This window comes from Paenibacillus methanolicus (assembly GCF_008124765.1).
Classification (GTDB): Bacteria; Bacillota; Bacilli; order Paenibacillales; family Paenibacillaceae; genus Paenibacillus_Z; species Paenibacillus_Z methanolicus.
In genome coordinates, this window is sequence record NZ_VNHS01000007.1 from 338,252 (window position 1) to 364,868 (window position 26,617).

Below are 26,617 nucleotides of genomic sequence, written 5' to 3' on the forward strand. Positions count from 1 at the left end.
CTCTGAATGACGGAACACTTCCAATACATGGTTGCGATGGTATTCGACCATAGTGGTCATCTCTGTTTAAACCTCAAGTGTGATCCAAGCAAAGCCGACTTCCTACGCGGCATCTTTACAGATGTTAAACCAGGTTACCATATGAACAAGATGCATTGGAATACTATTTATTTAGATGGAGATATGCAAGAGCAAGATGTTTATGAAATGGTGCAACATAGCTTCCGGCTAACAAAACCCAAGTTAAAAACAGGGCAGATACTATGATCACTATTGGACTAGCGGTTGACGATAGTTAAACGATGCAGGGAGCAGTTTTTCCACCGCAGCTGCTCCTCCAATGATCGGAACGTATCTATTGATTCTAACAAGAGGCACCTGGAGGGAAGTTATCATGAGCTTATAGTCATTTTATGCGGTGGGCGGCCCTTGTGATATGCATCCATACGGTCATTTATATAAGTTTGTGATATGATTTGTGGTATGAAACCTAATGACCATGTTAACGATATCAACTTGACCGATTTCGCTATGGCATTCGAGGAACTGACGAGGATTATTATTCGGCTGCCATCCATTGAGAAGCTAAGTTTCACTACGCTTTCTGTTCTTCACACCTTATCGCGCAAGAGCCCTATGCGGTTAACGGAGCTGACGGCTACAGAACAAATCACGCAATCGGCAATCACGCAGCTGGTTACCCGGCTGGAACGGGACGGGCTGGTTGAGCGCCGACCAGATCCGAGCGACGGTCGGGTAGTGCTTGTGCATATCACCGAGGAGGGCGCAAAAATAATTGATTCGCGACGCTCGGAACGCATAGCTCACCTTTCGAAGTTGTTCGAACGACTTACGCCGGAGGAGAAGACGGCTATTGCTGAGGCAATCCCTGCCCTGAGGCATCTTGCCGAAATTGGGAATTATTCCATGTAATCAAGGGAATGGGCATGCCCCCAAAGACACTTTTTTCGAACAAGGCAAGCATTCGCTTGCCTTGTTCTACATTCGGGGCGATGAACCATACGACTAAGCATGTTAATTTATATTAGACATTTATATAAATTAATTATATAATCTCCTCAACTTGTTTTCTTAAGGAGGAATTTTCTTTATGGCTAACGCCCCTTTCCCGCTTAAGCCCCGGCCAATTTTCGTGCCGGATGAAGTGCTGGCTGATCTGCGCAATCGGCTCCAATCGACCAGATGGCCCCTTGATGCCGGCAATGAGGATTGGTTTTACGGCGTGAATCGAAATTATCTGGAAGGCTTGGTCGAGGTGTGGATACACCGTTTCGATTGGCGAAAAGCCGAAAGAGCAATAAACGCCTACGAACATTATCACGTGGACGTCAACGGTGTACCTGTGCACTTCATGCGTAAACCTGGCAAGGGTCCAAACCCAATCCCCTTAATCCTTTCCCATGGCTGGCCGTGGACGTTCTGGCATTGGTCTAAAGTCATCGAGCCGCTGGCCGACCCCGCTGCCTTCGGAGGCGAACCAACCGAGGCCTTTGACGTTATCGTACCGTCACTCCCGGGATTCGGCTTCTCCTCGCCACTTCCTAACCACCCTGATATGAACTTTTGGAAAATCGCCGATCTGTGGCACACGCTCATGACGGATATTCTCGGCTATTCCAAATATGCCGCGGCAGGCTGTGATGTCGGGGCGCTCGTAACCGGTCAGCTCGGACATAAGTATCCGGATGAACTCTATGCCATCCATATCGGTTCCGCGCAAAAACTAAGTTTGTTCAACGGGGAACGTGCCTGGGATCTCACCGGCGGCCGCCCCCTTCCGGACAATCTGCCCGAAAGTATCCGAACCCAAATTTTTGAACTGGACCGCCGGTTTGCCTCCCATCTTGCCGTCCATACCCTCGATCCCGGCACGCTGGCCTACGGTTTGAGCGACTCGCCTGTCGGCATGCTAGCGTGGATATTGGAACGTTGGGCCAGATGGAGCAATAACAACGGAAAGCTCGAGGATGTTTTTTCAAAGGACGATCTGCTGACGCACGCGACGATCTACTGGGTGACCAACACCATTGAAACCTCCATGCGCGTATATGCCAACAATAACCGTTATCCGTGGACACCCGTCCATGACCGCTGGCCGGTTATCGAAGCGCCAACCGGGATCACGTTCGTCGGTTATGAGAATCCGCCGGGCATTACGACCGACGCACGCGTACGGCATTTTCTGGACAGCGATCGGGCACCTTGGTACAACCATGTCAACATCACGGTTCATGAACAGGGCGGACATTTCATTCCTTGGGAGATTCCGCAGGAATGGGTGGAAGACATGCGCCGCACTTTTCGTGGAACCCGATAATCGAAGGCTTCCCTTAACCGGTTTGCAGGAACGGCCTCCCTGTACAATAATGAAAGGGAGATTTTTAGTAGAGGATGGAAAACTATGGACTTCACGCCGCTGTCCCGTTTTATCGACCGCATTACTGCCTGGCGCATTCCGTGGGCGGAATTGCTCGTCATGCATCGCAATGAGACGGTGTTTCGCTACCGGGCCGGCTTCGCCGATCTGGAAGCGAAGACCCCAATCGAAGAGGACCCGATGATCTATCTCTATTCGCTTACGAAAATATTGACGTGCACGGCCGCGCTTCAACTGGTTGAAAAGGGAACGATTCTGCTCGGCGATCCGCTCTCCGCCTATCTGCCGGAGTTCGCCGAAATGGAGGTGCGTAAGAAGCAGATGGACGATAGTTTCGCAACGGAATTGGCGGAACGCCCGATCACGGTTCGCGACCTGTTCACGATGACGGCTGGTTTCTCCTACGACCTTGCGGCGCCTTCCATACGGGAGGCCGTGGAACGCACGAATGGCCGGCTGCCGACCCGCGAATTTGCGATGGCGCTCGCCAAGGAGCCGCTGCTGTTCGAGCCTGGTACCCGGTGGAACTACAGTCTTTGTCATGACGTCCTCGCGGCACTTGCGGAGGAGGTCGACGGAAGGAGATTCAGCGCGTACGTGCGCGCAGAGATTACCGGGCCGCTTGGCATGCGCGATACCGGCTTCGATTTATCAGAAGCACAGCGCAGCCGTCTCGTTCCGCAATACCAATACGATGATGCGCTCGGCAAAACCGTTCCTATGGACGGGGATTGGTATCGCATCGGCACGGAATTCGAGAGCGGCGGGGCTGGCCTGCTGTCAACCGTAAGCGATTATTCGCGGTTCCCGAACACGCTGACCAATCGCGGCACTAGTCCGGAAGGCGTGCGCATCTTGTCGGCTGCCAGCGTCGATCTCATGCGATGCGACCATCTGACCGAGCTTACGCGTAGCGACTACAACTGGGCGCATCACGCCGGGTACGGCTTTGGGCTTGGCGTCAGAACCCATATCTCCCAAGCAGGCAGCGGCTCCCTGTCCCCGCTCGGCGAATTCGGCTGGAGCGGTGCGGCCGGCAGCTTCGCGATCATGGATCTCGAGTCGCAGTTGACCGTCATGTACGCGCAGCATCTGGTGAACAATCAGGAGCCTTACGTACATCCTCGGCTAAAAAATATCGTTTACGCCTGTCTGAAATAATACAGCCGACAGAAACCCGCGGATCCGGACCATGCCATCGTTCGGGTTTGGGATCTAATCCATTGTTGAAAGGGTCAATATGGAACAATTAAAGCAGATCATTAAAGAAGGTAAGATTGAATCTGTACGTCGTTTATTAGAGGATGGATTTGATCCTAACGTAAAGATCGGCATCAATGATTACGCCCTGGATTATGCTTTTGATTATGGACAATATGAGATTGCAAAACTTCTCATAGAACATGGCGCGGACATTAATGATAAGGCTAATCCTGCAATGGTAAGCGCAGCTCGCGGTAAGCGCGCGCTATTCGAGTACCTGCTTCAAAAAGGCGCTAATATCAACGCGATTAACCATGTCGGCCACTCCGCGCTAAGCCGCGCGATCGCATTCAAGAACCTATCCGGCGCAACCGCTCTTGTGGAAATGGGCATTGACGTCAGCGAGGTTGGAGGAAAAGCGCTAAGAGATGCAGCATGGGGCGGGCACTTTGGCATCGTCAAACTTTTAGTAGAACATGGCGCGGATGTTAATTTTAACGGTGCGGATCAAGTGTTTCCATATTGCACGACACCCGTGCAAATGGCCGCATCCATAAATCATTTTGAAATCGTAAAATACTTAATCGCGCACGGTGCTGATGTCACGATAAGAGATAAGTACGGCAACCGCGCATTTCTTGAGGCAAAGCAGAACAAGAATAAAGAGATGATGGAATATATTAAGCAGTTTGAACCGCCTATCTGGCATGAAGCAGATCAACGTGCACAAGCGCTCAAAAAGATGGGCATGCCGACGGACATCATAAAATGGCTAGGTACTGAAAATCGAAGAATTGATCTACCCGAGACAAGCGTTGCAGCATACGTCGAGTTTGAAACGATCTTTGACGTGAAGCCGATCGAGTGGCAGGGCAGGATATTTCTAGACGTCACGAAGGAAGTTGAAGGCTATGGCGGCACCGGGTTCATCATTTGGATACCGGATCAAAAATGTCTGGGCAGCTTCGATGTCGAACATCAAGAGCTTTTCGTCTTTGAAGGCATAAAGTGGAGCAAACTGATGAAAAAGTTGCCGGTCGTTGTAAGTCATGTGTTGGATGGCCAGCCGATCGATGAGTTGTATAAATAGTGTTTACAATGACAGCAGCCGGCCAAACGATCGGCTGCTTTTGGTCATAGAAGCAACAGGTAGATAAGTTCCAATATGTGGTATGATTGAACGGTCATAGCGAGCCATAGTTGAAGTCACTGCGAACGGAATTGGCATGATAACGAGAGGTGGGAAAGAGGCGTATGAAACTAAGCCGGCAGGACATTTTAATGCACAGTTTGGAGTTCGCGTTTCAGCAGGAAGGCTGGAATCCACCGCTAATGAAAGCTTTGGAAGGACTTGAAGAAGGTCAGGCGGATTGGCGCCCCGAGATCGGAGCATCGAACACCATTCGCGAGATCGCAACCCATCTACTCTTTTATAAAGAGAAATTGCTGCAAAGTTTACGAGGGTTGGAATCGCCCGAACCAACTTCGAACGATGCTACCTTTGCCGAAGGCGGCGAACCGATCTGGGAACAGGCGGTCGCGAGATTGATTCAGGTTCATCAAGATATTCAAGGTTGTCTGAAGGAACTTCAAGATGAAGAATTGGATCGTCCCATGCCGCATTTTCCGATTGGCGGCCAAGTGCTAACGCTCGCCATGCACGATTCCTACCATACCGGGCAGATCGTTCTCCTCCGCAAACTTCAAGGGTCTTGGCCTTCGAACAGGGAGTTCGGTTAGGTTTATTTGGGAGCATGTTGGATTAAAGCGGCTGGAGGCATTTGATGAAAATTAGTCGAACCACGGATTTCGACCTGCTCGCAAACCTAAATAAGCCTATTCACGATTTACATGTTTCCTTGTATCCGGATTATTTTGAGGCATATAGCTTTGCGGCAATGAGGGATGCCTTTGAACGTTACGTGCAGAACGAGCAATTCATTTTCCTTCTACTAGAGGATAAGGACGAACCTATAGGCTATGCTTGGATAGAAATAAAGACTTATTCTCAAGGGGCTTTCATTAAGCAGCGCAAATCGGTATTTGTCCACCAGCTGAGCATCGCAGAGAAGCGAAAGCGCAGCGGATGCGGATCGCACCTGATGAACTACATTTATGATTTGGCAAAGGCTGAAGAAATCGACACGATTGAGCTGGACTACTGGGCGAATAATGAAAGCGCAAAGCGTTTTTATGACAAGCAAGGTTTTACAGGCTTCAGAGCATATGTGTATAAGAAAATATAGTGGACAAAGGGTCAACCAAGCGGTTGACCCTTTGTCATTCACACGCCGAACGCAATCCGTTATGATAATCCTGTTATAGGTTTACCGCATATTAAGTCGGAGGTGCCCCCAATTATGTTCACATGGAAATAAAAAATATACTTGCTCAAGCTGCTGAAGAAGGAACACCGCTGGGCGTTCCTGCGCTTTCGCCGCAGGCCGTCGGAGCATGCCGCGATTATCGAGAAGCTGGAGCAGACGATTCGCAACGAGCAAGTCAATCGCGAGCACTTGAAGGAGCGGTAACGGTCTCCGGCCCGTAACACCGCGCCTCGTAAATCGCCGCCGAAGGGTCGCCGTTCGTCTCGAGCGAAGCATATCGGTCGTGACGGGAGCGGCGAGAGGATGGCGGACATGGCGCGAGCAAGGACCTATTCGGGTTCGCGTAGAGGCAGGCGTTCGCGGAAGGCGGACGGAAGACGTCTTGGGGCGAGTGGCTGGCTGCTTTCGAGCAAGCCAAATCGGAAGATTGCGCCCGGCTCCTCGCCCGCAATTGGGCTATGGAATGACATCACAACCCTACTGCATCCGCTTAAACTTCGCCGGAGTCTTGTTCTCGAACCGTTTGAATATCTTAATAAAATAGCTGTCGTTCACGAACCCGACCAGCTCGGCTGTCTGGCTGACGGATTTGCCCTCCGCCAACAGCGCCTTTGCCGCTCACGCGCGCATACGGCTCCATGAGACGCAGCAGCTGCTCGGCTTGCTCCTTCACCTGCGGCATCAGCAGTCTCCGCTGCTCCATATCGGGCTTATGGCTGCCATGTATTGTATATTGCGTAACCTGCGCGGCAGGCATCCTTCACATGGCATCTTATCGAGAAGATGTAAACAAGGAGATGGCTCTCAAATATTCCAAGAAATCGTCCAGATAGGTGCAGATATACAGCAGACATCCCGCGATAACAACGAGAAGCAGGGTGGTCATCCACTTAAACCAATCCTTTGTCATCGTCCAATCCAACCTTCCCGGCCCCGAATTTTACAGTCGAATTCCGACTGTATCGATTGACTCCTCTTATTACCCACTTAAGAAGTATCATTCACCGAGTCCTCGGTTGATCCGGATTGGATTCAGCGTTAATTTCAAATCGCCCATTTCTTACCCCAGCGTTCGCCAATTCCGCCATTCACCCGGTTCATTCACCTCGTAAATATCGTGTTCCCGATTCACGAATCGGTGGATATACAGCTCCCGGCGAATCGTAGCGTAGTCCTCGTTAAACGGCTTTAGGAAGGCGTTGATTTCAAGTTCCGTGTACGTTCTGGCGGTATCCATCTTGCTTGCGAGATACTCGAGAACGATGATCCTTTTCTTCAATTGCGACGGAAGATGCTTGATGGCGCCTTCCTTGGTGAGGAAATTTCGAAGCACCGCCTGCTGAAGTTTATCGTTCTTGGACGGCGCGGGCGTGATTGGTTCGGACATGCTAATTCGCTCCTTTGAAATTAGACAATAATCTAATTAGATATTAGTTAAATTAGATGGTGGTGTCAAGCGTATGAATGACCCCCGATTTCGCCAAGGGGCGTGCAGAATTTACAATGAACGATCAGGAGAGGGTGGGGACGATGGCGCAAAGCTCAGCGGAACGGTTCATTCGAGGCCGTCAGCGTGACAACAATGCGATGCAATGGCGCAGAGGGACGCTGTTGATTTGGGATCCGGATGAGGTCGAGACGCATTTCGAGCAGCTGAAGAACGGTTTGTCATTTTCGTCGCGTGTTCGATTTGCCGGCGAAGTCGGATCGGGCCAACGGCATCGCCCTGCTGGCGCTGTATTATGGATAAGGAACCGGACAGTCGGTGCATCGGATTCCGGGCTTGATCGCGGAAGCGGCGATCGATGCGGGGACCGCGGAGCCGGTTGTTCTCGCAACCGACGCCTCGTGGACGTGCCGTCCGGCGCTGGCGTACGCCGCAGTTACTGGATGGAAGATGGCAATGCTGTTAGGTTAAGGGGAAATGTCGGATGAAGCCAACTAGGGCCTCTAGTTAACAGGCTTAAGTCTTAGGACGGACTTCAAAACCTACTGAAGCTTTGTCCGTGAGGACAGAAGCGAGCCCCGCTCAAGCCCAATCGCCGACCGCGAACAAGTGCGCCCGCACGAAAAAGGGAGTCCAGAGGGCGAAGCCCTATGGTTCCCCTCAGCGGAGGGGAGGGGATGAGCGTCTCGCTGTTCGTACGACTCAAATGAAGGATCGCCTCAGCTCCAGATAATATCATTCCGCCGATGTATGGCTATTTCCTAGTAAATATGATCTACTGGAATACGGAATACAAATAGATAAACTTTACCAGTTTAAGCGAGGGGCGTTAGTTCATAATGAAAAAAGTGATTCGATTTCCGCTAGTATGGATGTTAGTTGGGGCTTTCATCATGCTGCTGTCCAGTTCCGTGTTCAGAAGGCTGACCGATGGTCCAGAGGGCTTCATGTCCATTGTGCTGGCACTCGTCGGAGGCGGGGTGTCGATCGGGATCTACTGGCTGTTGATGAAGTTCATGGCGGGGCGCAAGGTGCCCGAACTCCATGTCAAGCGTGCAGGGACCGAGACGATCTTCGGCGCGACAATAGGTCTGGTCTTAATCGCCGTATCCGTCGGGATCATCGTCTTGTTCGGCGGCTACTCCTTCCAATGGTCAGCTGACCGCTTCGCGATGTCGGTCATCGCTTCGGCGATCGGCGCGGCCATTCTGGAAGAATTGGTATTCCGGGGCATTATGCTGCAAGCGATCGAGAAAATGGGTGGCAGTTGGATTGCGCTGGCCGTGACCTCGATTTTCTTTGGCGGCGCTCACCTTGTGAACGAGGGTGCGACGATTTGGAGCGCCATCGCGATCTTCATCGAAGCGGGCATCTTGCTAGGCGCGGGCTTCCTGTGGCGGCGTAACATATGGTTTGTCGTTGGACTGCATTTTGCATGGAATGCCTTGGAAGGGTTGCTAGGCATCCCGGTGTCGGGGGTTGCCTCCAAAGGTCTTTTTGAAGTTACCTTGTCGGGTTCGACGCTTCTCACCGGAGGGAGTTTCGGGCTGGAAGCTTCGGTCGTGCCTATTATCGTTAGTTTGATGATTGCGATCCCGATGATGATCGCCGCTAGCCGTAGGGGGAATCTTCAGAATAAAAGGAATAAAGGCACCAAACAAATTCAGAAAAACCGCGATATTGCGGGGTAAATCGAACTTTAGCTGAATAGAGAGACCGCAGCAGCTGGCCCTTAGGGCGGCTGCTGTTTTTATGCTATCCGGACGGAATTAACGCAAACCATTCCTCAACGATACAATTGCATATTACCCTATTCGATTTGTCCATTCATTTTGATAGGAACGGCATATAGTAGATAAATGGCGTAAGTGAGGTGAGGAACCTTAAGCCTAGCGGAGATGAAAAAGAATGTAAGATTGGAGGGCTGAGAAGCGCTCGGTTCGTTTGGCTATTATCCTGTTTGATTTCATAGCAAAGTGAGGTGCCGTAGTATGCCTGTTTCAGAGCAGCGACGGGCGGCTGCATTGGAGTGTTATGGGAAACTTCCTCTTGCCTTCGTGCCGAATGCCGGACAACGGAATGATTCGATACGATACAATGTTCAAGGCAATTGCTTCCGGTATGCTTTTAGTCCGGAACACATTACAATGACCTTCTTTAAGAGCGATCCGACCCCATCGTATCATCGACCACGAATGACGCCATTAAGTAAGGACGAAGAGCGACGTAGAATACAGGGCATTAACTTAGTTTGGCGGTTTAAGAATGCCCGTACGGGCTTGTCCCCGGAAGGAACAGTACCGGAGATGGGGACATTCAATTATTTCCGCGGCAGTAATCCCACGCAACACCACGTACAGCTTCCCGTGTATCGAGAGGTCACGTACCGGCAGGTTTGGCCTGGTATTGATGTGGTGTTCCAGGGTGACCAACGAAATCTGAAATACGATGTCGTTCTGCATCCAGGAGGACATGTAGACGATATCCGGTTCGTTTGCGAAGGTGCGGATCATATCCATCTGGATGATGCCGGGAATTTGTTGATCGAAACTTCTCTCGGGACCTTCACAGATCTCAAACCTTTCGCTTATCAAGATACGGGCTGCCAGCGACAGCCGATAGACTGCCGTTTTGTGCTCCGGTCGGAAGCGGATGGAAGCAAGAACATCGGATTTGAGCTGATGGAACAATCGGATCCCGGTTATCCGCTGGTTATCGATCCGATTCTCAGCTACTCCACCTATCTGGGAGGAAGCGAGAATGATGTTGGCTTCGGCATCGCGGTGGATGCATCCGGCAGCGCCTATGTCGCAGGATTTACCGCTTCCACGGACTTCCCTACCACCCCCGGCGCGTTTGATACCACCTTTAATGCCAGTTTCGAGGCGTTTGTGACCAAATTGAATCCGGCCGGGACGGCGCTCGTCTACTCCACCTATCTCGGGGGAAGCGGGAGTGAGCAGGGCTTGGGCATCGCGGTGGATCTATCCGGTAACGCCTATGTCGCAGGATTTACCTCCTCCGCAGACTTTCCTACCACCCCCGGCGCTTTCGACACCACGTTGGGCGGGTTGCAGAATGCCTTTGTAACCAAACTGGATCCGGCCGGGTCAGCTCTCGTCTATTCCACCTACCTCGGGGGAAGTGTAACTGATCAAGGTTCAGGTATCGTGCTGGATGCATCCGGAAACGCCTATGTGACAGGATCGACCCAATCCGCCGACTTTCCCGTCACCCCCGGCGCGTTCGATACCACGTTGAGCGGTTTTCAGAATGCCTTTGTGACCAAACTAAATCCGACCGGAACGGCACTCGTCTATTCCACCTATCTCGGAGGGAGTGGGAGCGATCAAGGTAACGGCATCGCGTTAGACGCACTCGGTAACGCCTATGTGACAGGATTCACCCAATCCTCCGATTTCCCCACCACCCCCGGTGCGTTCGATACGAGCTCGAGTGGCCTTCAAGATGCATTCGTTACGAAGCTGAATCCGGCCGGGACGGCGCTTGTCTATTCCACCTATCTTGGGGGAAGCGTCATTGAAACTGGTTACGGCATTGCGGTGGATACCTCCGATCATGCCTATGTGACCGGAGACACCGCTTCCGCCGATTTCCCAACGACTCCCGGCGCGTTCGATACCACCTTTAATAGTAGTTTCGATGCGTTCGTGACGAAGCTGAATCCGGCCGGGACGGCACTCGTGTACTCCACCTATCTCGGGGGAAGCGGATTTGATCGAGGTACCGACATTGCGTTAGATGCATCCGGTACGGCCTATGTGACTGGATTCACGCAATCCGCCGACTTTCCCACCACTCCTGACGCCTTCGAGAATAGCTTGATCGGTCCGCAGAATGTGTTTGTGACGAAACTGAATTCGACCGGGACAGCGCTCGTCTATTCCACTTATCTTGGAGGAAGCGGATCGGAGCAAGGTCTTGGCATCGCATTGGATGCATTCGGGAACGCCTATGTGGCCGGAGTCACCGCTTCCGATGATTTCCCTACCACATCCGGCGCTTTCGATAGTACCTTTGGCGGCGTTCAAGATGCGTTCGTTGTCAAATTCGACTTTGTACAATCCTTTTCTACAGGAGTCATTCCCAATCTAACAGAAACCGGCCCTATTGCATCTACCATTCAGGTTTTGATCAGCAATGACAACTTGTTCAATGTGTCCACGATCGAGATTGAAGCTTTCTATCTTAGCGGCTCAAACCGAGTTCCCTACGTGCACGAACTGTTTAGCATAGCTCCAGGTACCGTGATGAGCAGAAGTTACTTTGCAGCGGACTTCCCAGCCTATGAGATTCAGTACTTCATTACTGGCGATACGGCAGCAGACGTATTGGTGTCGGTCTTCCCCTTAGACAATCAAGAAAATGCCGTGGCCGCCGTAAGCATCATTCGAGCTGAAGCAGCGCCTCTTGTTCGTATCACGCCCGTGCCTTAGCTGTAGAGAGAAGGAACGCCGGTTTATACGACACAACGCCGGTATCTTAAAAGGAGCTGACATGTATGCCCGCGATTAGCAGCGGACCTATTCTCAATAGCGGAACGTATCTTTCCACGATGTTGAACATCTTGATCAGCAACGAGGATTTGACCGCGACGGCGATAATCGAGCTGGAGGTATTCCTGATCCCCATCAGCTCAATCGGGAGTCCGAAAATTCCAACCGCGCATCAGCTGTTCTCGCTTGCTCCCCTTACGGTCGCGACAAGGGAAGTAAGCATTGCTGGTTTTCCTGCCTATGAAGTGCAATTTAACGTGACAGGCACGAATGTCGTCATCGACGTGTTTGGCCATGACGACGCGGGTAACCTTAACGCATCACAACGTGTTCTTCAGTCGGAAGAGTCGCCGATTTCGGCCATAACGCCAGTACCGTAACGATCTGTATGAGACGATGCCGCTGCCAATTGGCTGGCGGCGATAGAGAATGCGAAAAACCTTCCCTGTCCCGATAATTATGGAACAGAGAAGGTTTTTATTAATTACGACTTCGATTTAACTACTCCATCATATCCTTCATCAAAATCGCCGCAACCTTCGCAGCCTCCGCTCTAGTCGCTCCGCCTTGCGGATCAAACGCCCCATTGCCTTTACCGGCAACAAGCCCCGCCTGGCTCAACGCGCTTACAGCCTCAACCGCCCAAGCGCTAATCCGCGCTTGATCCGCAAAACTCGCCGCGCCGCTCGTTGTCGGCAAGGCCACGCCCGTCGCATCCGCGAACCGCTTCAGCATGACGGCCATTTCCTCGCGGCTGATCCGCGCGTTCGGCTGGAACTGCTGCTTCTCGTTGCCTTTGACGATGTTCTGCTCCGCCGCCCATGCAACGTATGGCAGATGCCAGTCGCCAGATTTAACGTCCGAGAACGTGGAGGACGTGTAGCCGCTCACATCGGCATTCGCAATGCCCGCCAGCATCTTGGCAAATTCCGCGCGCGTGATTTCTGCATTCGGCGCGAACGAGCCATTACCGGAGCCGGATGCGATGCCGCGTGCGCTCAGGTAGGTGATGTAGCTGCTCGCCCAGTGGTTCGTCGTATCGCTGAAGCTCATGTTGTTGTAGCTGACCGCATACGTGCTCAGATGATCGGTCGTGAAGATGACTTGTCCGGCCGACTCGTTGTAGCTCGAATTCGTAAGAATTTGCGGCTTGCCGCTCGCGTCGATGTAGCTGACGACAATCGCGTTCATGTCTTCGCCTTGCGCCGGTTGGTACGGAATCCGGATTTCGACTTCGTTGCTATCGAAACTCGGGACGTTCGTCGATCCGGATTGAATCGTTACGTTCACGACAGGGCGCTTGCCGACCAGACTCGTCGCTTCGGAGGAGAGCGCCGTAGTACCGGTTACAGCCAGCTCGAATCGGATCTTATCTCCAGCCGTCTTCTCCAACGCTTCCAATACGGCTTTGTCCAGCGCGATGATGCCGAACGGCGTCGTCACTTCAACCGTCTTCGCTTTGCTGTCGGCCAGCTTGCCGATCGCCGCTTTGGACAGGTCAATACTTACCGATTTCGCCTCTGCAGCAGCCTCGACTTTCAGCTCCGCCGTCAGATCGGAACCCGTCAAGGCATTCACTTTGTCCAACAAAGCGTTCACTTGCGTGTCTTGCACGTCGACATTTGCTTTGCCAGCTGAATCAGCAGTCGCTTTAACCGCCAATGTCTGGCCGTTCGCATCGCCCGTAATTGCGCTATCCGCCGCTGGCGTTGTGACAACCGGCGCTGTCGGCATGCTTGGGCCTGGCGCGGAGACGCCGTCGTCGATCGCGACTTTGATGCCGTCCGCTTGGTAACTTACCGTCGCGGTGTAGCCGTTAGGCAAACCGGTCGTCTCGACGGCCGCGAATTGGCCCATGCGTTGACCGCTGCCATGGGTGATGAGCGTAAGCGTGCCTTCGGCCGGCACGTAGTTCGACGCGAACTTCAGACGCAGCTTGCCGTCCGCTTTCACAGTGCCTTTCACTTCAAGCACATCGCCAGCGCTGCCGACGTTCAGTTCGAGCGCGCCGTCCGCCGCTTGGGCATAGCTGCCGCCGATCGTCATTTTGCCGGCGACTTGCTCGACCAGCGTGCCTGCGTTCACGGCCACATCGCCGGTACCGAACGCCGTCGCCGACCCGCCCGCGAGCGTACCGCCGTTTACGATCGTGCCGCCCGTGTAGGCGTTGTTGCCTTGCAGTTTGAGCGTACCCGAACCAGCTTTGGTCAGCTTGCCGGTGCCGGAGATATTGTTGCGCCATTGATCTTGCGCATGGAAGCCGCCCTTCGCCGCATCCATCGTCACGGTGACATCCTTGTTGAACGCGCCGTAGCCGTCCGCCGCGGCGAACAGGTTGAGGCGTCCCCAGCCCTCCGGATCGTCAAGCACCGGATAGCCGGAAGGAAGGCCGGTCGTCGCCAGCACTTCGCGGCGCTGCGCGTTGTCCAGGTAAGGGAGACGCGTCTCGAGCAGCACTTCGGCGCCTTTCGGCACGTTCATCGCTTTGGTCGTGTCGCCGATCTGGGTGAAGCCGTACGTCAAACGCTCCGTAAATTGCGCTTTGTTCTTCGCATAGTCCGCGAAACGATCTTCTGCCGTACCGGTCTGCGTGAGCAGCTTCGTGCGTGCATCGTCGTATGCCGCTTGCTTCACGGCTGCGTTATCCGGGTCCGCGAGGATCGCGGCCGACAGCGCCGTAGCCATCACGCGTCCGCCGATAACGTCAAGCGGGGAGTGCATGCCGGCAACGACGCGGCTGTTGCCCATCTCCGATGCGCGCGTCAGCAGCTCTTGGAAACGCTCCGGCACGGCGTAAGCCATAGCATATGCGCTCAAATACGAAGCGTTCGTATGTCCGCTCGGGAAACCGCCGTCCGTCGCAGGCGTCGCGCTCTTCGCCGGTACGAGCGTCGGTACGATGACCGATGTATCGTTGGCCCAGCGGAACGGACGCATGTAGCTGTAGAACGCTTTCGCCGGATTCGTCGACGAATAGTTGCCGCGCAGCGTCTTGACGAGCGTTACGATGCGGCCGAGCTCGGAAGCCGGGTCGCCCGCGTCGGTGCCGCCGTCGTCGTATTTCTTCGTCGTCGCGTCGGCCGGGATGTCGTTGATCGTCGTCGTGGCGCCGGCTTTCGTCCGGTACACGTCCGTCAGGGAGCCGAGACCTTCGATCGCGCCATAGCTCTGCTTGCGGCGGTCATCGAAGTAGGCGGCATCGGCTTCTGCCTGCGTCCGCGTCTTCGCGATATCGACGACCTTCTGGATGTTGGCGTCGAGCACGGCGCTGTTCAGCTTCGTGCCGTTATCCCACGAGCTGCCCGGCTTCCACAGTTTCAAGAACTCGGATAGCACGCCGATGGAGGAATTGCCCTCGACCGTGGTGTTACTCGCTTGGTTCGTTTTGTACGTATCGACAAAATGTCCCCATGCCGGCGCGGTTCCGTTATCGATCGCAACCTCGATCCGGTCGGACAGGTACTTCACGGTCGCCTTGTAAGCGTCCGGTAAACCTACCGTCTCCACCGCCGCGAATTCGCCTGTACGTTGGTCTGCGCCATGCGTCAGGATGGTGATGGTTTCATTGCCCGGCACGTAGCCGTCCGCGAATTTCAGACGCAGCTTGCCGTCTGCCTTCACGGAACCATTCACTTCCAACACGTCGCTTGCGCTGCCGACGTTCAACTCGAGCGTGCCGGTCGCCGCTTGCTCGAAATTGCCGCCGATCGTCATTTTGCCCGCGACTTGCTCGATCAGCGTGCCTTCGGTAACGGCAACATTGCCTGTGCCGAGAGCCGTCGCCGTCTCGCCTTCGAGCGTACCGCCGTTTACGAGCGTACCTCCGGCATAGGTGTTATTGCCCTGCAGTTCGAGCGTGCCCGAGCCGGCTTTGGTCAACTTGCCGCTGCCTGCGATATCGTTGCGCCAGCGGTCCTGTGCATGGAATCCGCCCTTGGCCGCATCCATCGTCACGGTTACATCGTTGTCGAGGGCGCCGTAGCCGTCCGCGGCCGCGAACAAATTGAGGCGTCCCCAGCCTTCCGGATCGTCGAGCACCGGATAGCCGGACGGCAGACCCGTCGTCGCAAGCACTTCGCGGCGCTGGTTGGCGTCCAGATAAGGGAGGCGCGTCTCGAGCAGCACCTCGGCGCCCTTCGGCACGATCATCGGCTTCGTCGTTTCGCCGATCGCGCTGAACCCGTACGTCAACCGCTCCGTATATTGCGCTTTGTTCTTCGCGTAGTCGCTGAACCGGTCTTCCGCCGTGCCGGTCTGCGTCAGCAGCTTCGCGCGCGCTTCGTCGTATGCCGCTTGCTTCACGGCCGCGTTGTCTGGGTCCGCGAGGATCGCGGCCGACAGCGCCGTAGCCATGACGCGTCCGCCGATGACGTCGAGCGGGGAGTGCATGCCGGCGACGACGCGGCTGTTGCCCATCTCCGATGCGCGCGTCATCAGCTCTTGGAAGCGCTCCGGCACGGCGTAAGCCATAGCATATGCGCTCAAATACGAAGCGTTCGTATGTCCGCTCGGGAAACCGCCGTCCGTCGCAGGCGTCGCGCTCTTCGCCGGTACGAGCGTCGGCACGATGACCGACGTGTCGTTGGCCCAGCGGAACGGACGCATGTAGCTGTAGAACGCTTTCGCCGGATTCGTGGACGAATAGTTGCCGCGCAGCGTCTTGACGAGCGTTACGATGCGGCCGAGCTCGGAATTCGGATCGCCCGCATCGGTGCCGCCGTCGTCGTATTTCTTCGTCGTGGCGTCGGCCGGAATGTCGTTGATCGTCGTGGTTGCGCCAGCCTTCGTGCGGTATACGTCGGTGAGGGAGCCTAGTCCCTCGATCGCGCCGTAGCTTTGCTTGCGGCGATCATCGAGGTAGGCGGCATCGGCTTCCGCTTGCGTCCGCGTCTTCGCGATATCGACGACCTTCTGGATGTTGGCGTCGAGCACGGCGCTGTTCAGCTTCGTGCCGTTATCCCAACTGTCACCGGGCGTCCACAGCTCGAGGAATCCGGAGAGCACGCCGATAGAAGGATTGGAGGCGACCGTCTTGTTGTCGGCAATGCTGTTCTTGTAGCTGTCGACAAAATGTCCCCAAGCCGGCGCCGTCGGCAATTCGACAGGCACCGGACCGGCAAGCGCCGCCTCGATGGAGGGGAGGGATGTCGCGCTGGCATAGCTGCCGAGCAAGGTGTTCATTAGTAGGAAAAGTCCTGTTGCGGTTGCGAAGTTGCGTTTGACTGTCATGTGGATGTGGCTTCCTCTCTGTGTGTCTTTTATAAAGCGCATGTTCAAAGTGCGAATTTAATCAAGTCGACATTTCAGCACCGAGAAGGTGGCGAGAAGGCGAAGAAGGAGGAGCGGAGTTTAGGCCAACCTAAATGAGCACCGGACTTCAAGCCTGAACGCCAGATTCGATACCGAGTTACGTCTTGCTCTGCTTCGTGATCAAATGTCGACCTTTCAGCACCGAGAAGGTGGCGAGAAGGCGCAGAAGGAGGAGCGGAGTTTAGGCCAACCTAAATGAGCACCGGACTTCAAGCCTTAACGCCACATTCCATGCCGAGTTACGTCTTGCTCTGCTTCGTGATCCAATGTCGACTCGACCCTTACAGGGAGCGATAGATAACCCCGAGCTTGTCGACGTTCTCGCCCGCGCGGCCGAAGAAGCCCGCGATCGACTTGCCGGATGGCGCCGTGAACGTGGTGGCGGTGCCGCTCTTCGTGCCGGCCGATACTTTGCGCCCTTGATTCGTCGTCAGTTCGACGTAGAACACGCGAACGCTGTTGTTGTACGTGTTGTGATAGACGAGCACCTTCGTGAAATATTCCCCGCTATTCAGCGTCAGCGTCGCCGCGGTGCCGCCCGTGCCGCCATTGGTCAGCGTCGTGCCGTTCGCGTACGTCATGGATACCGCGTCCACGCGGCTGGCGCCTCGCAGCGTAACGGCCGTCGGATTGCTCGAGACCGGGGCGGCATTTCCCAGGAAATTAAACGCCGTGCCGCCATCGCCGCCAACGAGGTCGCTGTACGCAACGCTCGCGCTCGTCGAGAAGGAGAAGTTGGTCGTGATGGCGAAATGGTCAGACAACTGGTTGCCGGCCGAATCGGTGAAATACGTATTCTCCACCTTGTACGTATTCGCCTGAAGCGTCACGCCCGCGCCGCTGCGATAGAAAATTTTGTCCACCACTTCGTTGTCCGCGCTGGTCGCGCCCGGCGTGCCGAGCAGGGCCGCCGCGCCCATCGCCGGATAGCTGCCGCCGCGAATCTTCTCGATCCAGGCGTCCTTCATCCCGAGCCGGTCGAGAAACAGCGACTTCAAGTTGTCCTCCGCTCGCGTGTACCGGCAGTTCGTGTCGCCGAACACGATGACGGCATGTCCCTGCGAGTTCGCCTCGATGTAAGCGGCCAGCTGGGTCAGATTGTCGCGTCTGGCTTCGTTCGACTTCGTATCCGTGTTCGCATCGGCATGAAGATTGTAGATGTCGATATACGCGCCGTCGGCCACCTCGACCTGCGAATAGGTGAAGCCTTTCGGCGTCAGCTCGTCCGAGCCGTTGTCGAAGAGGCCGTACCGTTTGTTCCAGGTGATCCGCTTCAGATCGGTAATCGGGTAGTTGGACAATGTGTTCAGGCCGCTGCCGATGCCGGCGCCTCCGGAGGTCGGCGTGCGGTGCGGATGATTGTCGCTGGCGTACAGCGACGCATGATAATTGAAATCCTCCTGCACGTTCACCAGTTCGTAAGGGCCGAGCTTCGCGCCGATCTGCGGCGTGTAAGCTTCCGGGTCCGAGCTGCTCGAGAGGATATCCGGCAGCCCGCCGATGTTGTACGACAGCACATCGAAGCTGCCCGTCGCCGCGCTCGCCGATCCGACGAGGCCGGTCACGCTCAGCGGCACCATTAACGTACACGCCAGCATCAGATTCAGCGCTTTTCTACCTTTTCGCATTCTCTTTCATCACCCTTCTTCATGCCGATTTGGACTACGACCTCAGCCTATCATCCGGGCCGCGGCGGCTCTATAGAACAATCTCCGGATTATACGAAAATGGTATTCTATACGCCAATTGGGCAGCATTCGTCGAACATCGACCTACTACCCACCACCAATTTTGCATACGCTTACATCAACAATTTCGCTTTTTCCAGCACCTGGGACCGGCATGTTAAGTTATCGTTAATCGGCTAAACAGGCGCGAACTTTGCTGTATAATCGGGAATTGGAAGGAGGGGGACATGCGATGAACGCGTTACGGGCAATGCGAAGATCGAAGCCGGTGCTGGCCAACTTGGCCATATCATATGTGACGATCGTCGTCGTCATCGTGTTATTACTCTGTTCCATTCTCTATCTGGTCGTGCCGCCTAACTACGAGGAACAGATTCGGGCCAACAATACGATGGTCATGGACAAAGCGGCGCAGCGAATCGAATCCGACGTCGTCGAGCGGATCAATCAAATCTATCTGGATCTGACCTTGGAGCGAAAAAGCGAGGTCGAGCTGCATACGCGCGATGCGTTCGAGGGAGAACGCAGTTCGATCATAGATATTCAAAACCTGCTCAAACGCGAGGTTATCCAACATAAGGATCTCGTGCACGCCATTCATTTGTTCTATCCGAAGTCGGGCGTGATGATCTCTTCCTTATATGGGCTGCAATACGAGGCGGGGGCGAAGGAAGATACGTCCCTGCACAAGATGGACTGGATCGACGCGATGCGCACAAGCAAGCAGACGTTCCTGTGGACCGCGCCGCGTCTCGTGCCGAAGGACATCTATGCCAGCGTATCCGGCAGCAACGCGATGCTGCCGCTCATGACGTATGCCCGCAGCTATCCGTTCAATGCGCCCGGCAAGGACAGCGATATCCTCATCGGCATCGACATGAAGGAAGCCGCCTTGAGCGCGATTATCGGCCAAATGATGCCATCCGACTATCCGAATACCTACTTAATCGACGCAAGCGGCGTCGTGATTGCCGCGGCCGACAAAACGCTGCTGGGCAATCGGCCCCCGCAAGCGCCTTATATCGACGACCTCCTCGCCTCCGACGCGGAAGCGCAAAGCTTCGGCACGGACATCGGCAGGACCGGCTACGTCGTATCGGGCAACAAGCTCGACGCGAACGGATGGAGCCTGTACAACGTTATTCCGGAGCGTCATTTCTATCAGAAGTCGATCCTGCTCCAGCAAATCATGCTCGCCATCTGCGGACTGGCGGTCGTGGTCGGACTGGTGCTGTCGGGCATCTTCACGGCGGTCAGCTACCAGCCGATCAAGCGGTTGGTCGGCCGGATCAAAGGCTTGTTCGATCATCCCGCCGAGGCGAAGCATAACGAATTCAAGCTGATCGATACCGCCATCCATCAGCTGAGCAGCAAGGTGAACAGCCTGGAGGAGACGCTGCAGGCGAACAAGCCGGTCATCAAGCACAACGTCGTGCTGAACATGCTGCATGACCGCTACGGCGCCGATGAGCTGGACGAGCAGCTGGCGCTGCTGGACCTTCCGCTGGCGTTCGCCGGCTACTGCTGTCTGGTCATCGACCCGGTCAACCCAAGCTTCAAAGCGCTCGGCCCCAAGACGAGCCAGTATGTCATCTACAAGCTGATCAATCAGCTAGAGGCGGCCGTGCTCGAGGATGCCTGCCTCATCGCGGAGGAGCTTCCGGATCGCCGCATCGCCGTCATCGTCGGCACGAACCGGGCAGACGACGCCATGTTGGACGCCATCTCCGACTTGGTGCTGACCGAGGTCAGGATGGAGTTCAGCCTGGACGTGCGCATCGCCTACGGCCTGTGGGTGCAGGGGCGCGCCGACGTGCACCGGAGCTTCGATGCCGCGCAGACGCTGATCCAATACGGCTTCTTCTATCCCGAATCGCCGATCGTGCGGGAATTCCGCCTGTTGAACCGGGAGCAAAGCCAGCTGGAGCTGGCGCCATCCGTTCTGCCGAAGTGGACGGAGAAGCTGCACGCCCGAAGTCTGGAGGGCGTGACCGCGGCGACCGACCAGCTGCTGCGCGATTTGAAGGAAGGGCCGTATGCGGCGGAATACGGACGGTTCGTGCTGATGAAGTTGATCTCGATATACTCGGATTTCCTGAAGAACGTGCGGTTCAAGCAGTCCGGCCAGTTCAAGATCGACCTGTATAAGCAGTATCAAGATATCGCCGACATCGACGGCTTCCGGACATGGCTCGTGCAGTCGATCGCGGAATGCTTCGAGCTGATGGAGAAGCGCAGCGACGAGCGGGCGACGGATAGCGTGGAAGCGGTCAAGGCGTACGTCGGCGCGCATTTGGCGGACGATTTGTCGCTCGACGCGGTGGCCGCGCACGTGTATTTGAGCCCGAAATATTTGAGCAAAATGTTCAAGGAAGAGACCGGCGTCGGCTATACGGATTACGTGACGCGCAAGCGGATGGAGCGCGCGCTCGAACTGGTGCGGACGAGCCAGCTGACCGTGGAGCAGATCGCGGGCGACGTCGGCTACGGCACGCCGGCTTATTTCATCAAGAAGTTCAAGGAAACGTACGGCGCCACGCCGAAAAATTACGTCCGAACCCTGCTGAAACAGGAAGAACCCATCGACGTGCCGGGAGAGGTCATGCGCTTATGAAACGGAAACGACGGTATGGTAATCGCCCCATCGGGTTGTTTATGCTGACGATGCTCATTGTCGTAAGCGGCTGCGGATCCCCGACAGGGAGCGGCGCGGCAGCCACAAGCGAGGCGGCAGAGCCGGACGGCGCGCAGGAGAAGCGGTACACGATCTCATGGACGATGCATCTGAACGAGGACGTGCCGGCGGACGCGGAGATGATCCGGTATGTGGAGGACAAATTCAACGTCGATCTGGACGTGTGGAATCTCGAGAACGCGAATTACGAGGCGCTGCTCGATCTGAGGCTGGCGCAGGGCGAGATCCCCGATCTGTTCCGCATCCGGCAGCCGCAGGATTTGCTGAAGTACCAGGAGCAGCAGGTGCTCGCCGACATCCCGGCCGGGGTGCTGGAGCATTATGCGCCGAACTTGACCCGCCAGCTTCAGACGAACGCCCCCGGCTATCTTGCCTTCGGGCAGCTGGACGGCAAGCAGTACGGCATTCCGGTCGTCAATTCGACGAACAAGTTCCGGGTGCCGGTCGTCTATCGGGAGGATTGGCTGCAGGCGCTCGGGCTATCCGTCCCGACTACGCTGGCTGAATTCGAGCAGGTGATTTATGCCTTCGCCAAGAACGATCCGGACGGCAACGGCAAGCACGATACGTACGGGCTGTCGAGCGAGGGGATGAACGTCGTGTTCGGCGCGTTCGGCCAAATGGTGTTTACCGAGCAGCTATATTTTGCGGAGAAAAACGGCGGGCTCGTCATCGGAGCGCTCGAGCCGGAGATGAAAGAAGCGCTTCGGTATGTGCAAAAGTGGTACAAGGACGGCGTCATCGACCCCGAGTTCGTCACCGGCGAGAACAAAGGCGGATACAAGCACTTGTCGCATGCCTTCATCAATGACCGGATCGGCATGACGTCGATGGGCAACTATTATCACTGGATTCAAGCAGGGGACTACAAGACCTTCAATGCGCAGGGCGAAGAAGTGCCGGCGGAAGCGGCGTTCAACGCGCTCGAGCTGACGAGTAAGAACCGCGACGCTCGGATCGCGTTCGGACCGCCGATCATCGGACCAACCGGACAGAGCGGCTCGAAAGCCTACGATCTGCTCATGAGCTACACCGCGATCGGGGCGAATGCGGCGAAGGAACCGGGCAAGCTGGCCCGCATCCTCGAGATTCTCGACTATGTCAGCGCCAATCCGAATCCGGAAGAGAGCATGACGATGAAATACGGCGTGAAGGACAAGCATTGGACATGGCCCGGCGCGTCGAAGGACGATGTGGTCGTCCTGCCTCCGTATGACGAGCGGCCGAACTATACGAATCAGATCGGGGCCAACATCGGCATGATGGTGCCCGCCGCGCCGAAAGGACGGAGGGAGCAGTGGGCGTCTACGCTGGGGCTCGACCGGCACGGCATTTACAACGCGCTCAAGGTGCCGTTCCCGTCGCTGATCAAGAACAGTCCCGAGCTCATCAAGCTGCGCAACAAGGCGTATATCGCGATCATTACGGGCGACCGGCCGGTCGAGGATTTCGACGCGTTCGTGCAGTCCTTCCTGGAAGCGGGCGGCGCGCAGGTGCTGGCGGATGCGAATACGTGGTACGCGGGGCAATTGATACCTTAAAACGTGCCCTTACCCGGCGGTCTTGGATCTGAATGCGTTCAGAGCTAAGGCCGCTTCGTGCATGCTTAGGAAATTATGCAACTGTTCATGTTGTGGATAAAAACGTAAAGCGTGTCCGCGGGAGCGGACGAAAGCGAAGGTCAGTACGACATCCCGCCAAGTGCACGAAGAGACAGGTTTAAACCCCAAGGCATACCGTGTCGAACGCTGGTTCCCCCTCGGCGGAGGGGAAGAGGAGGGCGTCCATGCATGAAGCTTTGTCCGTCAGGACAAAAGCGTGCCAACACGGACGCGACCGCCAACCGCGAACCGCGAACAAACGTGTCAGCACGAAGAAGGGTGTCCAGAGGGCGAAGTCCTTTGGTTCCCCTCAGCGGAGGGGGAGGGAGTGGACCGAGAACAGAGGATCCTGAAGGGAGAAGCCCTTTTGTTGGTTGTCGTATACATCGCAGACGAGGAGTGAATAATTGGGATTGAGCCATTTATTGACAACGACGGAACGATGAACGACGATCTGAACGCAAGGGTGGACGGTACCAGATGAAAATGTCGCTAACGACCTCCGAGTTGAAAGCCTATCTCGGCAGTCAGCTCTAGCATTATTTCCCGGATGCGCACGCATTCGCGGGCGACGATATCGACGCGGCGATGCGCCTCGCGCTCGGGCGGACCGAGTTTTGTTTCGAGAAAATCACGAGTCCCGGCTACACGAAGGACGGCGAGGCCTATTTCTCGCATCTCCATTCGGACCAGTACAGCCAGTTTCTCTACTTCCTGTCCCATAGCTTGTGGAACCGTTCCGAGAACAAGCCGATCTGCGACAAACTTATCTTCCTGAACAAAATGATGAACGGGATGTTCTACTCGTACAAGGTGGAGCTGCCGAACATCTTCCTATTCGGACACCCGGTCGGCTCCGTGCTGGGCAAAGCGAAATACGCGGACTTCCTCGTCGTCTTCCAGAACGTGACGATCAATACGGCCGTCGACGATGCCGGCAGCCCGGCCCCCGTGCTGGGGAAGGGCTTATTCCTCGGGGCAGGAGCGATGATACTCGGGAACAAAACCGTCGGCGACCGCGTATCGGTCGGGGCCGGCGCAGCCGTCTACAACGCGGAGATTCCGGACGACCACCTCGTCTTCCGCGACCGGACGGGCGAGCTGCGGATTCAGCACCGGACCAAGGGCGAGTGCACGGCGCAGCAGTTTTTCAATGTGCCGATTGGGTAGGGCGGGGGCGGCGATCCGGTTAGATGGCTGAATTCGTCGCCGGGTCATCCGTCTTGATTTGAATGACGACCTTTCCTTTGGCCCGTCCGCTTTCCAGGTATTGAAAGGCTTGCTCGGCCTCGCTCAATGGATATACCTTATCAACAACGGGCTTAATGAGACCCTCTTCAATAAATCCCTTTAAGACCCTCAATTGTTCTCCGCTCGGTTTCATAAAAAGGAAGTGGTAGCGTGTTCGGCTCTTCTTCTCCAGAGCGGTAATCCTACGGCTTGCCATGGACAAAATGAATGTTTTCAACCACCCTAATTTGGCCTCTTTGCCGAATCTGGCGTTGGGAATGCCCGAGATGGAGACGATTTGTCCGCCTGGCTTCAGAATGCGGAAGGATTTCTCCAAGGCTGCTCCGCCTAAAGTATCCAACACGGCGTCGTATCCGGTAAGCATGTCTTCGAAATGCTCTTCTTTATAATTAATAATCTGATCGGCCCCCAACGATTGGACCAACGCGTACCCCTTATCGCTTGCCGTCGTGGCGACAAAGGCGCCCATCCGCTTGGCCAATTGGATGGCGAACGTTCCTACGCCTCCCGAACCGGCGTGAATCAAGATTTTTTGACCCTTCCGGAGGTCTAGAAGATCAACGAAAGCCTGGTACGCGGTAAGGCCGATCAGCGGGATCGAAGCCGCCTCTTCGAAGGTCAGATTCTGCGGTTTCAGCCAAATATCTTCCTTGTGCACGGCGATGAATTCGGCTAATGTTCCGATTCGGTTTTTGCGGGGTCTCCCGTACACTTTATCTCCGGGCTTGAATGTATTCACCTTATCCCCGACTTTGACCACCACTCCGGCAAAATCATTTCCTAAGATGAGCGGGAACCTGTAATTCAAAAGGAATTTCATCTTGCCTTCCTTAATCTTGAAGTCAATCGGATTTAAGCTGGCTGCATGGATTTCCACCAGCACATCATGTTCTCCGATCGTAGGCAGGGGTTGTTCTGACATCATCAGCGGAACATGTTTCCCGTATTTCGCAATGGTTATGGCCTTCATTTCGTATCACTCCACTATGATTATTGGTTTAAACAAACGAACCAATGGTGCGAATTAAGCTGCTCGACGCGCAGGACACGCCTCAAGTCTTAGGGGATCATTGAGGCGAATCGCATGCGGATTCGACCGCGGCAATTAATGATTTGAGTTGTTCGAGCGGTTGGCGGACCGTCAATACATAATAATTCTCTACGCCTTTTTTCTCGGATTGAATGTAGCCGGACTGCTTCAATACCTTCAAATGATGGGAGACTGCCGGTCTGGACAAATTCATATGGCCTGCTATTGTATTCACATTAAGACCGGACTTGTTCTGTGCCAACAGCATAATAATAGCTTGACGGTTCTCATCCGTCAGCACTTCCAATAGCGGGATACAAGCTTTGAATTGCTGCAGAACAGGTGCGGTATGTTGGTCCATAGCATCCACCTTCTTTGTTCATTGGTTTAATCGATTAAACCTAAATATAATGATGTACTCCCTAAAATCAAGTTAGTCGGCAACGCGGCGGGCGACAATCGCTGCTCGCCGGTTCCCGCATACAAAAACCGACCATCCTGCCGGCTTCGGCAGGGTGGTCGGTTGCTATTGCGCCACAGTTTTACAACTATCCAAAGTGATGCAATATAGGATATATATGTATTGAAGGCAGGTTGGCGCCGAACGCCTCGGGCTGACCCTTAGCTTGATCTCCCAAGCAGTGGTAAAGGAGGAAACACGGCATGTCTCGAACGAAGGTTGATCTGATCGCCTTTGCTGTATCGTCCCTATTGAGCGCTCTGTTATTCATGGTTGTTTATCTGCTCACGTTTACTTATCGGGGGGCGGGTCACGGCGTGTCCGGCAACGGCAACCCGGCGATCCTGTTCGTCTTCCCGGCGATCCCCGTCTATCTGGCAGCCGTCGTTTTTACCTACCGGATTAGCAGGCGGGTCGCGGACCATGCGCCGTATAGGAAGAGGGCGAGACTTGCGCTGCTCATATTCGTTGTCCTGTGCGGCCTCGGCGAATATGCGTTCGTCGACAGACTAATTCGGCATTTGGGGGGAGGGCCGGCCAATCCCGACTCGGCCATCTACCATTTCGGCTGGCTGAACCAATATACGAACACTATCTATTTTAACGCCTATACCTTTCTCATCGGGCTATCCCTGGCTGCGCTGACTGCGCTGGGGGTAAAGAGGATTAGTCGCTGAATGAACCGCCCCG

General features: G+C 55.1%; 23 protein-coding genes. 16 read left to right on the plus strand and 7 right to left on the minus strand.

The annotated features are described in order from the left end of the window. The first annotated feature begins 36 nt into the window (after positions 1–36). The 8 genes from BCM02_RS19800 to BCM02_RS35345 all read left to right on the plus strand — a co-directional run bounded on the left by BCM02_RS19800 (position 37) and on the right by BCM02_RS35345 (position 6,132). Complete coding sequence (locus BCM02_RS19800; protein WP_246183483.1) at positions 37–267, plus strand: MmcQ/YjbR family DNA-binding protein; 231 nt, start codon at positions 37–39, stop codon at positions 265–267. Positions 268–483: 216 nt separating this feature from the next. Continuing rightward, a complete protein-coding gene (locus BCM02_RS19805) occupies positions 484–933 on the plus strand; it encodes a MarR family winged helix-turn-helix transcriptional regulator (protein ID WP_246183461.1) in 450 nt (149 codons plus the stop codon). Between the two features lie 178 nt (positions 934–1,111). Continuing rightward, positions 1,112–2,338 carry an epoxide hydrolase family protein gene (locus BCM02_RS19810; protein ID WP_148930848.1) on the plus strand — a complete coding sequence of 409 codons (1,227 nt, stop codon included), beginning with the start codon at positions 1,112–1,114 and terminating at the stop codon, positions 2,336–2,338. An 84-nt stretch (positions 2,339–2,422) separates the two neighbouring features. Next, on the plus strand, positions 2,423–3,559 hold the full coding sequence (locus BCM02_RS19815; RefSeq protein ID WP_148930849.1) for a serine hydrolase domain-containing protein: 1,137 nt from the start codon (positions 2,423–2,425) through the stop codon (positions 3,557–3,559). A gap of 79 nt (positions 3,560–3,638) precedes the next feature. Continuing rightward, positions 3,639–4,691, plus strand: coding sequence for an ankyrin repeat domain-containing protein (locus tag BCM02_RS19820; RefSeq protein WP_148930850.1), 1,053 nt, complete (start codon positions 3,639–3,641; stop codon positions 4,689–4,691). A 164-nt stretch (positions 4,692–4,855) separates the two neighbouring features. Beyond that, on the plus strand, positions 4,856–5,341 hold the full coding sequence (locus BCM02_RS19825) for a DinB family protein (protein ID WP_148930851.1): 486 nt from the start codon (positions 4,856–4,858) through the stop codon (positions 5,339–5,341). A 44-nt stretch (positions 5,342–5,385) separates the two neighbouring features. Beyond that, positions 5,386–5,847, plus strand: coding sequence for a GNAT family N-acetyltransferase (locus BCM02_RS19830; RefSeq protein WP_148930852.1), 462 nt, complete (start codon positions 5,386–5,388; stop codon positions 5,845–5,847). Between the two features lie 141 nt (positions 5,848–5,988). Further along, the gene (locus tag BCM02_RS35345) at positions 5,989–6,132 is read left to right on the plus strand and encodes a hypothetical protein (protein ID WP_187434316.1); all 144 of its coding nucleotides are present in this window, start codon (positions 5,989–5,991) and stop codon (positions 6,130–6,132) included. A gap of 273 nt (positions 6,133–6,405) precedes the next feature. Here the strand turns inward: BCM02_RS35345 and BCM02_RS36645 are convergent, their stop codons facing one another. The 3 genes from BCM02_RS36645 to BCM02_RS19840 form a co-directional block, all read right to left on the minus strand. After that, positions 6,406–6,483, minus strand: coding sequence for a hypothetical protein (locus tag BCM02_RS36645; RefSeq protein ID WP_425466195.1), 78 nt, complete (start codon positions 6,481–6,483; stop codon positions 6,406–6,408). Continuing rightward, on the minus strand, positions 6,461–6,685 hold the full coding sequence (locus BCM02_RS36030; protein ID WP_246183462.1) for a hypothetical protein: 225 nt from the start codon (positions 6,683–6,685) through the stop codon (positions 6,461–6,463). Before BCM02_RS36030 ends, BCM02_RS36645 begins: the two co-directional genes overlap by 23 nt. Positions 6,686–6,988: 303 nt before the next feature. Next, a complete protein-coding gene (locus BCM02_RS19840) occupies positions 6,989–7,315 on the minus strand; it encodes a DUF2087 domain-containing protein (RefSeq protein ID WP_148930853.1) in 327 nt (108 codons plus the stop codon). A gap of 378 nt (positions 7,316–7,693) precedes the next feature. Here BCM02_RS19840 and BCM02_RS35350 point away from each other — a divergent pair, with 378 nt between their 5' ends. The 4 genes from BCM02_RS35350 to BCM02_RS19855 all read left to right on the plus strand — a co-directional run bounded on the left by BCM02_RS35350 (position 7,694) and on the right by BCM02_RS19855 (position 12,272). Then, positions 7,694–7,846 carry a hypothetical protein gene (locus BCM02_RS35350; RefSeq protein ID WP_187434318.1) on the plus strand — a complete coding sequence of 51 codons (153 nt, stop codon included), beginning with the start codon at positions 7,694–7,696 and terminating at the stop codon, positions 7,844–7,846. A 368-nt stretch (positions 7,847–8,214) separates the two neighbouring features. Further along, a complete protein-coding gene (locus tag BCM02_RS19845; protein ID WP_148930854.1) occupies positions 8,215–9,066 on the plus strand; it encodes a CPBP family intramembrane glutamic endopeptidase in 852 nt (283 codons plus the stop codon). A gap of 300 nt (positions 9,067–9,366) precedes the next feature. Further along, positions 9,367–11,832 carry a DUF7948 domain-containing protein gene (locus tag BCM02_RS19850; protein WP_148930855.1) on the plus strand — a complete coding sequence of 822 codons (2,466 nt, stop codon included), beginning with the start codon at positions 9,367–9,369 and terminating at the stop codon, positions 11,830–11,832. Between the two features lie 65 nt (positions 11,833–11,897). After that, entirely contained in the window at positions 11,898–12,272 is a 375-nt protein-coding gene (locus tag BCM02_RS19855) for a hypothetical protein (RefSeq protein ID WP_148930856.1), read from the plus strand. 121 nt (positions 12,273–12,393) lie between these two features. Here BCM02_RS19855 and BCM02_RS36035 read toward each other — a convergent pair whose 3' ends face one another. Both BCM02_RS36035 and BCM02_RS19865 read right to left on the minus strand, forming a co-directional pair. After that, positions 12,394–17,121: an S-layer homology domain-containing protein gene (locus BCM02_RS36035; protein WP_246183463.1), complete on the minus strand. Its 4,728-nt coding sequence runs from the start codon at positions 17,119–17,121 to the stop codon at positions 12,394–12,396. A 362-nt stretch (positions 17,122–17,483) separates the two neighbouring features. Beyond that, positions 17,484–18,830 carry a jacalin-like lectin gene (locus BCM02_RS19865; protein WP_187434320.1) on the minus strand — a complete coding sequence of 449 codons (1,347 nt, stop codon included), beginning with the start codon at positions 18,828–18,830 and terminating at the stop codon, positions 17,484–17,486. A 292-nt stretch (positions 18,831–19,122) separates the two neighbouring features. Between BCM02_RS19865 and BCM02_RS19870 the strand changes: the two genes are divergently transcribed. From BCM02_RS19870 to BCM02_RS19880, 3 genes are all read left to right on the plus strand, one after another. Beyond that, positions 19,123–21,504, plus strand: a complete 2,382-nt coding sequence (locus BCM02_RS19870; RefSeq protein WP_148930857.1) for a helix-turn-helix domain-containing protein — start codon at positions 19,123–19,125, stop codon at positions 21,502–21,504. After that, entirely contained in the window at positions 21,501–23,126 is a 1,626-nt protein-coding gene (locus tag BCM02_RS19875) for an extracellular solute-binding protein (protein ID WP_148930858.1), read from the plus strand. The genes BCM02_RS19870 and BCM02_RS19875 overlap by 4 nt, the downstream gene beginning before the upstream one ends. Positions 23,127–23,774: 648 nt before the next feature. Next, the gene (locus BCM02_RS19880; protein ID WP_148930859.1) at positions 23,775–24,356 is read left to right on the plus strand and encodes an LbetaH domain-containing protein; all 582 of its coding nucleotides are present in this window, start codon (positions 23,775–23,777) and stop codon (positions 24,354–24,356) included. Between the two features lie 19 nt (positions 24,357–24,375). Here BCM02_RS19880 and BCM02_RS19885 read toward each other — a convergent pair whose 3' ends face one another. Continuing rightward, on the minus strand, positions 24,376–25,407 hold the full coding sequence (locus BCM02_RS19885) for an NADP-dependent oxidoreductase (protein ID WP_148930860.1): 1,032 nt from the start codon (positions 25,405–25,407) through the stop codon (positions 24,376–24,378). A 97-nt stretch (positions 25,408–25,504) separates the two neighbouring features. Beyond that, a complete protein-coding gene (locus BCM02_RS19890) occupies positions 25,505–25,828 on the minus strand; it encodes an ArsR/SmtB family transcription factor (protein WP_148930861.1) in 324 nt (107 codons plus the stop codon). Between the two features lie 302 nt (positions 25,829–26,130). Between BCM02_RS19890 and BCM02_RS19895 the strand changes: the two genes are divergently transcribed. Beyond that, positions 26,131–26,604, plus strand: coding sequence for a hypothetical protein (locus tag BCM02_RS19895; RefSeq protein WP_148930862.1), 474 nt, complete (start codon positions 26,131–26,133; stop codon positions 26,602–26,604). Positions 26,605–26,617 lie beyond the last annotated feature (13 nt).

Excerpts from the sequence above, each read along its gene's own strand:
- BCM02_RS19875 (WP_148930858.1), top strand. The coding sequence starts at position 21,501 with ATGAAACGGAAACGACGGTATGGTAATCGCCCCATCGGGTTGTTTATG.
- BCM02_RS19800 (WP_246183483.1), top strand. The coding sequence starts at position 37 with ATGGTATTCGACCATAGTGGTCATCTCTGTTTAAACCTCAAGTGTGAT.
- BCM02_RS19890 (WP_148930861.1), bottom strand. The coding sequence starts at position 25,828 with ATGGACCAACATACCGCACCTGTTCTGCAGCAATTCAAAGCTTGTATC.
- BCM02_RS19825 (WP_148930851.1), top strand. The coding sequence starts at position 4,856 with ATGAAACTAAGCCGGCAGGACATTTTAATGCACAGTTTGGAGTTCGCG.
- BCM02_RS19845 (WP_148930854.1), top strand. The coding sequence starts at position 8,215 with ATGAAAAAAGTGATTCGATTTCCGCTAGTATGGATGTTAGTTGGGGCT.
- BCM02_RS19870 (WP_148930857.1), top strand. The coding sequence starts at position 19,123 with ATGAACGCGTTACGGGCAATGCGAAGATCGAAGCCGGTGCTGGCCAAC.
- BCM02_RS36030 (WP_246183462.1), bottom strand. The coding sequence starts at position 6,685 with ATGCCTGCCGCGCAGGTTACGCAATATACAATACATGGCAGCCATAAG.
- BCM02_RS19840 (WP_148930853.1), bottom strand. The coding sequence starts at position 7,315 with ATGTCCGAACCAATCACGCCCGCGCCGTCCAAGAACGATAAACTTCAG.
- BCM02_RS19880 (WP_148930859.1), top strand. The coding sequence starts at position 23,775 with ATGCGCCTCGCGCTCGGGCGGACCGAGTTTTGTTTCGAGAAAATCACG.
- BCM02_RS19865 (WP_187434320.1), bottom strand. The coding sequence starts at position 18,830 with ATGCGAAAAGGTAGAAAAGCGCTGAATCTGATGCTGGCGTGTACGTTA.
- BCM02_RS19895 (WP_148930862.1), top strand. The coding sequence starts at position 26,131 with ATGTCTCGAACGAAGGTTGATCTGATCGCCTTTGCTGTATCGTCCCTA.
- BCM02_RS19805 (WP_246183461.1), top strand. The coding sequence starts at position 484 with ATGAAACCTAATGACCATGTTAACGATATCAACTTGACCGATTTCGCT.
- BCM02_RS19820 (WP_148930850.1), top strand. The coding sequence starts at position 3,639 with ATGGAACAATTAAAGCAGATCATTAAAGAAGGTAAGATTGAATCTGTA.
- BCM02_RS19815 (WP_148930849.1), top strand. The coding sequence starts at position 2,423 with ATGGACTTCACGCCGCTGTCCCGTTTTATCGACCGCATTACTGCCTGG.
- BCM02_RS19830 (WP_148930852.1), top strand. The coding sequence starts at position 5,386 with ATGAAAATTAGTCGAACCACGGATTTCGACCTGCTCGCAAACCTAAAT.
- BCM02_RS36035 (WP_246183463.1), bottom strand. The coding sequence starts at position 17,121 with ATGACAGTCAAACGCAACTTCGCAACCGCAACAGGACTTTTCCTACTA.
- BCM02_RS19855 (WP_148930856.1), top strand. The coding sequence starts at position 11,898 with ATGCCCGCGATTAGCAGCGGACCTATTCTCAATAGCGGAACGTATCTT.
- BCM02_RS19850 (WP_148930855.1), top strand. The coding sequence starts at position 9,367 with ATGCCTGTTTCAGAGCAGCGACGGGCGGCTGCATTGGAGTGTTATGGG.
- BCM02_RS19810 (WP_148930848.1), top strand. The coding sequence starts at position 1,112 with ATGGCTAACGCCCCTTTCCCGCTTAAGCCCCGGCCAATTTTCGTGCCG.
- BCM02_RS19885 (WP_148930860.1), bottom strand. The coding sequence starts at position 25,407 with ATGAAGGCCATAACCATTGCGAAATACGGGAAACATGTTCCGCTGATG.